At 31.2% G+C, this 7,286-nt stretch carries 8 protein-coding genes; 3 read left to right on the top strand and 5 right to left on the bottom strand.

Annotated elements, in window-relative coordinates; translation table 11 throughout:
• From ACT8VG_RS05485 to ACT8VG_RS05470, 4 genes are all read right to left on the bottom strand, one after another.
• On the bottom strand, positions 1-227 hold a 227-nt coding region (locus ACT8VG_RS05485), incomplete at its 3' end, for a hypothetical protein (RefSeq protein ID WP_444195361.1).
• 57 nt (positions 228-284) lie between these two features.
• Positions 285-1,610: a histidine kinase dimerization/phospho-acceptor domain-containing protein gene (locus ACT8VG_RS05480; RefSeq protein ID WP_444195360.1), complete on the bottom strand. Its 1,326-nt coding sequence runs from the start codon at positions 1,608-1,610 to the stop codon at positions 285-287.
• Positions 1,603-2,298, bottom strand: a complete 696-nt coding sequence (locus tag ACT8VG_RS05475) for a response regulator transcription factor (protein ID WP_443624834.1) — start codon at positions 2,296-2,298, stop codon at positions 1,603-1,605. The genes ACT8VG_RS05480 and ACT8VG_RS05475 overlap by 8 nt, the downstream gene beginning before the upstream one ends.
• A gap of 2 nt (positions 2,299-2,300) precedes the next feature.
• Positions 2,301-2,972 carry a PIG-L family deacetylase gene (locus ACT8VG_RS05470; RefSeq protein ID WP_443624835.1) on the bottom strand — a complete coding sequence of 224 codons (672 nt, stop codon included), beginning with the start codon at positions 2,970-2,972 and terminating at the stop codon, positions 2,301-2,303.
• Between the two features lie 161 nt (positions 2,973-3,133).
• Here ACT8VG_RS05470 and ACT8VG_RS05465 point away from each other — a divergent pair, with 161 nt between their 5' ends.
• Positions 3,134-5,449: a YfhO family protein gene (locus ACT8VG_RS05465; protein ID WP_444195359.1), complete on the top strand. Its 2,316-nt coding sequence runs from the start codon at positions 3,134-3,136 to the stop codon at positions 5,447-5,449.
• A gap of 3 nt (positions 5,450-5,452) precedes the next feature.
• Positions 5,453-5,638, top strand: coding sequence for a PspC domain-containing protein (locus ACT8VG_RS05460; protein WP_444195358.1), 186 nt, complete (start codon positions 5,453-5,455; stop codon positions 5,636-5,638).
• 32 nt (positions 5,639-5,670) lie between these two features.
• Here ACT8VG_RS05460 and ACT8VG_RS05455 read toward each other — a convergent pair whose 3' ends face one another.
• On the bottom strand, positions 5,671-5,871 hold the full coding sequence (locus ACT8VG_RS05455) for a hypothetical protein (protein WP_187012499.1): 201 nt from the start codon (positions 5,869-5,871) through the stop codon (positions 5,671-5,673).
• Between the two features lie 170 nt (positions 5,872-6,041).
• Between ACT8VG_RS05455 and ACT8VG_RS05450 the strand changes: the two genes are divergently transcribed.
• Positions 6,042-6,992, top strand: a complete 951-nt coding sequence (locus ACT8VG_RS05450) for a sugar ABC transporter substrate-binding protein (protein ID WP_238928252.1) — start codon at positions 6,042-6,044, stop codon at positions 6,990-6,992.
• The last annotated feature ends 294 nt before the right edge of the window (positions 6,993-7,286 follow it).

Genomic DNA, 7,286 nt, shown 5'->3' with positions numbered 1-7,286 from the left:
AGCGTAAACTCATTATTATAATAAGTAAAGAATAGAATGAGTAATAGTAAACTGCTAGCCAACAGAATATTTGAAAAATTATTAAATTGAATAATGTAATCTGTTGAATCAATTACAGCTGTGGGAGATATGTATGCAGTAAAATGTTTTTCTTTTAAAAATATAGAAACAGCTATTACAATAGCAAAGAAACTTATTTTTATGATTAAATGTAATTTTTTCATCATACTAAATAGTATACTCCTTTTGATCTTATATTTGCTAGCCCTCTAATTATCTTATGATCAAGCCTTTTTTAGTGGAATAGAGATATGGATGGAGAATGTTTCTTCACTTTCTTCAATAGAACATGTTCCATTATGAAGTTCTACAATACGTTTTACACTTCTTAAACCAATCTTATTACTTTCTACTTTAGATAAGTCACTCTTCTTTTTATTGGTTAAAAGGAGATCAAAAGAATCATCTAGAGTAAGAGTCATATCTACATGTTTATCTGAATATTTATGAATATTAGAACAGAGGTTATTGATCATTCTTTTGATCATGGAGAAGTCTAAAAGGACTTCTTTTTTTATGTATTTAATGTCTTTATGAATGATAAAACCTTCTAATTCTAGATAGTTAAGATTCTCTTCTATATAGCCTAAGAGTGCTTCTGTAGACATACTTTCTAATTGAGGATGACTATTCTGTTCAAACACAAGTGAATAAGCAAATGTCTTATTAGATAATTCTTTGATTTGTTCTACTTTGTCAATACATCTATGTAAGTAGTTATCCATCTGTTCCTGATCCTTGAAACAATGCAAGGCAAGAATATCCAGATAACCTCTTAAACTTGTGAGAGGAGTTCTTAAGTCATGTGACATGGCAGTAATCAAATCATGATGTGTCTGTTGCATTTCTTTTTCTTTCTCATAATTTTCCTCTAATGTCACTCTTAGACCATCCATTTGACGAGCAAGTACTGCAAGTTCATCACGTCCTTGAATTGTCATAGGATGAGATAAATCACCCTGGGACATATTGAGTATTTCCTGTTTTAAACATTCAATATATTTGACTTTATGACGAATAAAAAAGAAAGTAGGAAGAAGGAATGTGAGGAAAGAGGCAAACAAAGCAACATAGAAATAATACTTAATATACTTAAGTAAGTTCAGATCATACAGTTCTACTTCAGCCTTTTGATCCTTGAACTGTACAATCTTTGTATAAACCGCATTATACGCATCTGTTTCAAAGTCTGTCTGTAAGATATAAAGTGGTGTAATCACACTCACAGGTTGAGTAAGGAAATCTGCATAATTAGCGGCAACATAATATTCATTCTTATTATCATAAATATAAACAGACAAGTATGGATCTTTGGTTTTAATTAACTTCTTAACCTGCTTCTTATCCGTTAAATTTACATCTTTTGCTTTTTCTTTAAACTCTTTAAAGAACTTATTTCTCTTATCCTTAATACCAGCAACTTCATCTATAAAATTATAATAGTGGGGAATCTGTTCTCTAAAACAGCTATATACCAATACTGCGGACATACTTGAGGCAATTAATATAAAGAAAATCTTAGAGGCAAGACTTACATATCTCTTACTCACAATAGTATCCTTTACCCCAGATTGTTTTAATATGTTCAGGATTTGTAGGATCCTTTTCAATCTTCTGTCTTAAATGTCTAATATGCACCATAATTGTATTGTTTGCCCCATAATAATATTCTTCATGCCAGATAGCTTCAAATAGCTGACTAGGAGAAATAACCTGCTGTTTATTCATTAATAAATATTCTAGAATATTATATTCTAAATCTGTTAAGTTGAGTTTCTCTCCATCTATTGATGCTGTACGTTTCGCACTATTGACTTCTATATTACCTGTCTTATATATAATCTGTTTTTCTTGTGTAGTACCTTTACCCTGATACACATGATAGCGTCTAAGTAATGCTTTCACACGTCCATTTAATTCATTATAAGAAAATGGTTTAGTCAGATAATCATCACCACCACTAGAAAAACCCAATGTCTTATCACTATCCTGCCCCTTTGCAGTTAAAAAGAGAATAGGGGCTTTTGTTTTCTCTCTTAATAATACACACGCTTGATACCCATTCATCTCAGGCATCATCACATCAAGAATAATAAGATCTGTATCATCATCCACTAATTCTAATGCTTCTTTCCCATTACTTGCTTCTATGACATTATATCCTTCACTAGACAATAACACCTGGATTACTTCTCGTATATCTTTATCATCATCTACTATCATGATTTTTTCATTCATAACTATCTCCAATCCTTTGCCTTCACCCAGTTCTCATGAGGTAACATGTGTCCAAGATGATCCATAACCTTAGATTGTGAACTATACATATTTGTTAAGTTCATCTTCTTCTCTAAATCACTTTGACTTATAGAATTAAGATTATGAGGCAAATTCTTCTTTCTATAATACCTGCCGAAATAGACTAACTGATTCATATCAACACGACTATCTTTACTTACTATATAAGAAGTCATCTGATGATGCGTATGACCATATTCACCATCAGGATTATGTGTCACAACAGTTTTCCATTTCTTCTTACCTAATATATAGTGTACATCATTCTTGATATATTTTCTTGATTTATTCCAATTATCTCTTTGTCCATTTGTTTTATCTGGATAATTAAACATAACACCTGTACTACCTGTTGCCTTCATGACATTCATAAACTCTTTTCTTCTTACCTTATTATTACCATTAGTCAAACATACAACAAGATAATGTTTCTTTAAAAGATGACTGCCACCCCATATAGTTTCATCATCAGGATGTGCTACAAACATCACAGAATCTATATTCTTAAGATTTAATCCATCAATCATCTTCTTATGCTTAATTGTATGATTAGAACCAAATAATGAACTAATCATCAACAAAGAACTAATTGTCAACATTTTTAAATTATTCATATTTATCACCCTTTTTTACAATATCATCTCTTTATTTAAAAAACCTTAAAAGAATTCTTAAGATTTCTTAAACATAAAATTCACAAAAATTAAGTGAATTTAAGATTTGTTTAAGTCTAAATTTAAGATTTGTTTCTTACAATAGTATCGAGGTGAAAATCATGACTAAAAAAGACAAGCGCACCATTTGTCTACTTGGTCTACTATCTATCGCATTAGTCTTTATACTTACATCCGATGTCTTTGGTAACACAATTGACTGGTATAGCCAGCATGTAGCTATTGCGGATGCATTAAGACATGCAATAAGAAGTGAAGGAACACTATTCCCTACTTATATGAAACAGTTAATGGGTGGAGGAAATATCTATCACTTCTCTTATTATGGATACTTAAGACCAGATATTCTTATAGGTGCATTACTCATACATGTAAATATGCAGACAATCATCATTGCCTATAGTGTATTGATGCTGACACTCTCTGTTATTTGTTGTTATATCTTTTTAAGACAACATACAGATAACGAAAACATCTGTATCTTTGTCAGCTTACTTGTATTATTATCAAGTATCTTCTTTCATTCACATAAACAGATCATGTTTGTGAACTATATGCCTTACTTATTCCTCGCTTTAATAAGTATAGAAAAGAAGAACTTTGCAGCTTTTACACTATGTGGCAGTATGATTGTACTTCATAGCTATTTCTATTGTATTGGATGCTTTATTGTATGTTTCATTTATTTACTATATCGTTATCCTGCTGAATGGAAGAAGCTCTTTATATCATATATATTAATTGTCCTATTAACCGCAATACTGACAATTCCAACACTCTATATTATATTAATGAATGGTAAATCTGGTGCACCCACTGCACTTGCATCATTATTCATCCCTTCTCTTAATTTAAAGGGATTACTCTATAGTAAATATGGATGTGGACTAACATATATCTCATATATTCTTTTAGTTCTTGCATTAAGTGATAAACAGCTAAGAAAGCTTTCTATTGTCACTCTTGTATCATTCTACTCTCCACTTATGTGGTTTATTATGAATGGTTTCTTATATGCAAGAAGTAAGATCATGATTGTCTTTATTCCAATCGTGGCTTATATCATGTGTATGATGTTAGTAAAGATTAAAGAAGGGGATGTTACACTTTCTAGATATTCTGTACTGTTACTAATGATTCCATTATTCTTTATTAAATACCCATTCTCAGCACTTGTAGATTGCCTATTTGCGCTTCTTATCTTACTCCAAAGAAGAAAGCATGTACTGTATGGATATCTTGTGGTTCCAATGTTGGTTGTATCATTTATTAATGGACCTTCTTCATTCTATAAGCCAAAGAAATCAGAAAAGAATGTTTCACAGTTAGTAAGAAGAAATAAGATGCATACAGTCGCGGATTTGACTACAAGACAGAATGTCAATCAAACTCATGGTTATCTATTTAAACGTGTATCAGGCTATACATCTACTAATAATAAACATTACAATGAATTCTTATTTGATACATTAAGAATCCCTGTTCCTACAAATAACCGTGTCGCACAGAATGATACAGACAATATCTTCTACCTTAAAACACTTGGTATTGATACAGTTATTTCTAAAAGAAATGCCCCTTATGGTTATTCTTTAAGGGATCAAGATAAGAATGTGAAACTTTATCAATCAAATACTTCTTTACCTCAAGCTTATGCAACAAGCCAGTTAATGAGTGAAAAACATTTTAGGCAGCTCTCTTATCCATATACTCTAGATACACTTGTGAATTGCGCGATTGTGAATAAAGGTGATACACATTATCAAAGTCAATTTATTAAAGAAGATCCAGGATTCAAGAAATCTTATCATATTACTAAAAAGCAGAAAAAAGAAATGACATTGAATCGTCAAACAAACAATGAAATCGTTGTATTAGAAGCAGATATTGAGAATAAGAAACCTCTTAATGGTGTATCTATTACTGTCAATGGAATGAAGAATAAACTCGCTAGTATTAAGAATCCTTATTATCATCCTCATACACATTTCACTTATGTGACTACAAGTAATCAATTAAAAGTAACTCTCTCTAAAGGTGACTATATTATTAAAAATATTAAGATGTATACACTTCCTGCTTCTGCATTAAATCAGACTGTTGATCCATTAGATGTGAAGAAATCATCCAATGCACTAGAAGGTAAAATCAATGTCTCTCAAGATGGTTACTTTATTACACGTATCCCTTATGAAAAAGGTTATACAATGTATATTGATAATAAGAAAGTCAATATAGAAAAAGTCAATCAAGCATTCTTAGGATGTCGTATTTCAAAAGGGTGTCATACAATTAAGATCACATTTACTCCTCCAGGATATACCCTTTCATGTATCATAAGTACAATAGGTGTTATTCTATTTGTATTATTCTATATATATCAAAGAAAATATGATACTATGTGTAAGGAGGGGTAGAAAATGAATAAAAGATTATATCGTTCAGCACATGACCGTATGCTTGCTGGCGTATGTGGAGGTATTGCGGAATACTTCCAGATTGATCCTACTCTTGTCAGAATACGATGGGTTTCATTTACAGCGCTAGGAGGAAGCGGTATTCTCGCTTATATTATTCTTGCGGTTATTGTCCCAAGTGAATACTAAAAAGAAGGTTCTCGCGAACCTTCTTTTTTTGGCTAGATAGTCATTAATTTCTGTGCAATCTTTTCTGTTTCATCAAAGATATAACGCATTAAACCTCTGTCTTTCTTATAAGACTTCTTTAAGTTTACATAGAGTTCTAATGCCTCTTCATCTTTCATTTTAGGAAGGTTGCTTTTTAGTATTAGAAAGCATTCTTCTTCATATGGATCACTTAAAATTCTCATATCTAACATAGAAATCATCCCCTTGGTCAAATAATAGTAAATACAATGAGATTATCCTTGCCTACATATATTATAAACCCTTTCACATGATTTGTAACAAATAATACCATAATCTCTGTATTTTTATCGTTTAGAGGATGTAAGAATTATGTTAAAATGTACACAAGTAGGTGAGAGTAATGGATGAGAGAAGTAAAAGGACACTTCATATTATTATAGGATTAGTGATTGCCGTATTGTTAGGAACAGTTTATACAAGCTATCTAACACCACAAAAGACACATCTTGTCTTTGGGGCAACTTATATGACTATGAACAACCCTTTCTATGAAGTGATTAATAATGAATTAAGAAAAGAAATAGAACAAAACGGGGATGAACTTATTGTACGTAATCCTGAACTTGATACAGATAAACAGAATGAACAGATAGAGGAATTTATATCAAAGAAGGTGGATGGTATTTTTGTGAATCCTATTGATTCAAAGAAGCTTCCTTCTTTAGAATCTGCAAGAAAAGCAGGAATTCCAGTGATTGCGATAGATGCGTCTGTAGATAATACAGATTTGATTGATTGTGTTATTGAATCTGATAATTATAATGCAGGTGTTTTATGTGCGCAAAATATGATGAAAAGAATGCAATCAGCCAATATTGTCTTATTAAAACATTCTACTGTCGAATCAGCAGCTTCAAGAATACAGGGATTTGTAGATACTATTAAAGATTATCCACAATATCAAATTATAGACTCTGCAGAATGTGAAGGACAATTAGAACGTGCGATGCCTTTAATGCAGACAATATTAAAAAAGCATTCAAATGTTGATGTTGTGATGGCTTTAAATGATCCTTCAGCATTAGGTGCACTCGCTGCCATAGAATCATTAAATCGCCATGATATTATTGTCTATGGAGTAGATGGCACACCAGATTTAAAATCACTTATTAAACAGAGCCCTCTTATTGCAGGTACTGCTGCACAATCTCCACTTATGTTTGGAAAACTCTCTGCAAAGAAGATGTATGATATTCTTCAAAGAAAAGATATTCCAAAAATTATTGAAGTACCTGTCACAATGATTACTAAAGACAATATTGACTCCTATAGTGTAAAGGGGTGGCAATAATGTTGAAAAGTATTAGCTTAAAAAGAATCCGTACATTTATGATGTCTTGGAATTTCTTTATGATCACATGTTACGCAATGATATTTATGTTCAGTACAAACTATATTATTATGAATAATATCTCACGAGACTTTCTGAGTTCTCTTAACTACATTCCTACAGATCCATCCATTATTTTCTTTAAATCATTGATTTTATATATAATCATCATGATACTTATGAATTAATTTGATCATCGTGTTAAGGAATATCCATTTGATAATATTCTCTTTCTACTTATTGAAACACTTATAG

Origin of the sequence: Catenibacterium sp. (assembly GCF_052354645.1) — a bacterium.
Taxonomy (GTDB): domain Bacteria; phylum Bacillota_I; class Bacilli_A; order Erysipelotrichales; family Coprobacillaceae; genus Catenibacterium; species Catenibacterium mitsuoka_A.
The sequence above is the reverse complement of the archived record's forward strand: the minus strand, read 5'-3'. Positions and strand labels throughout refer to the sequence as shown.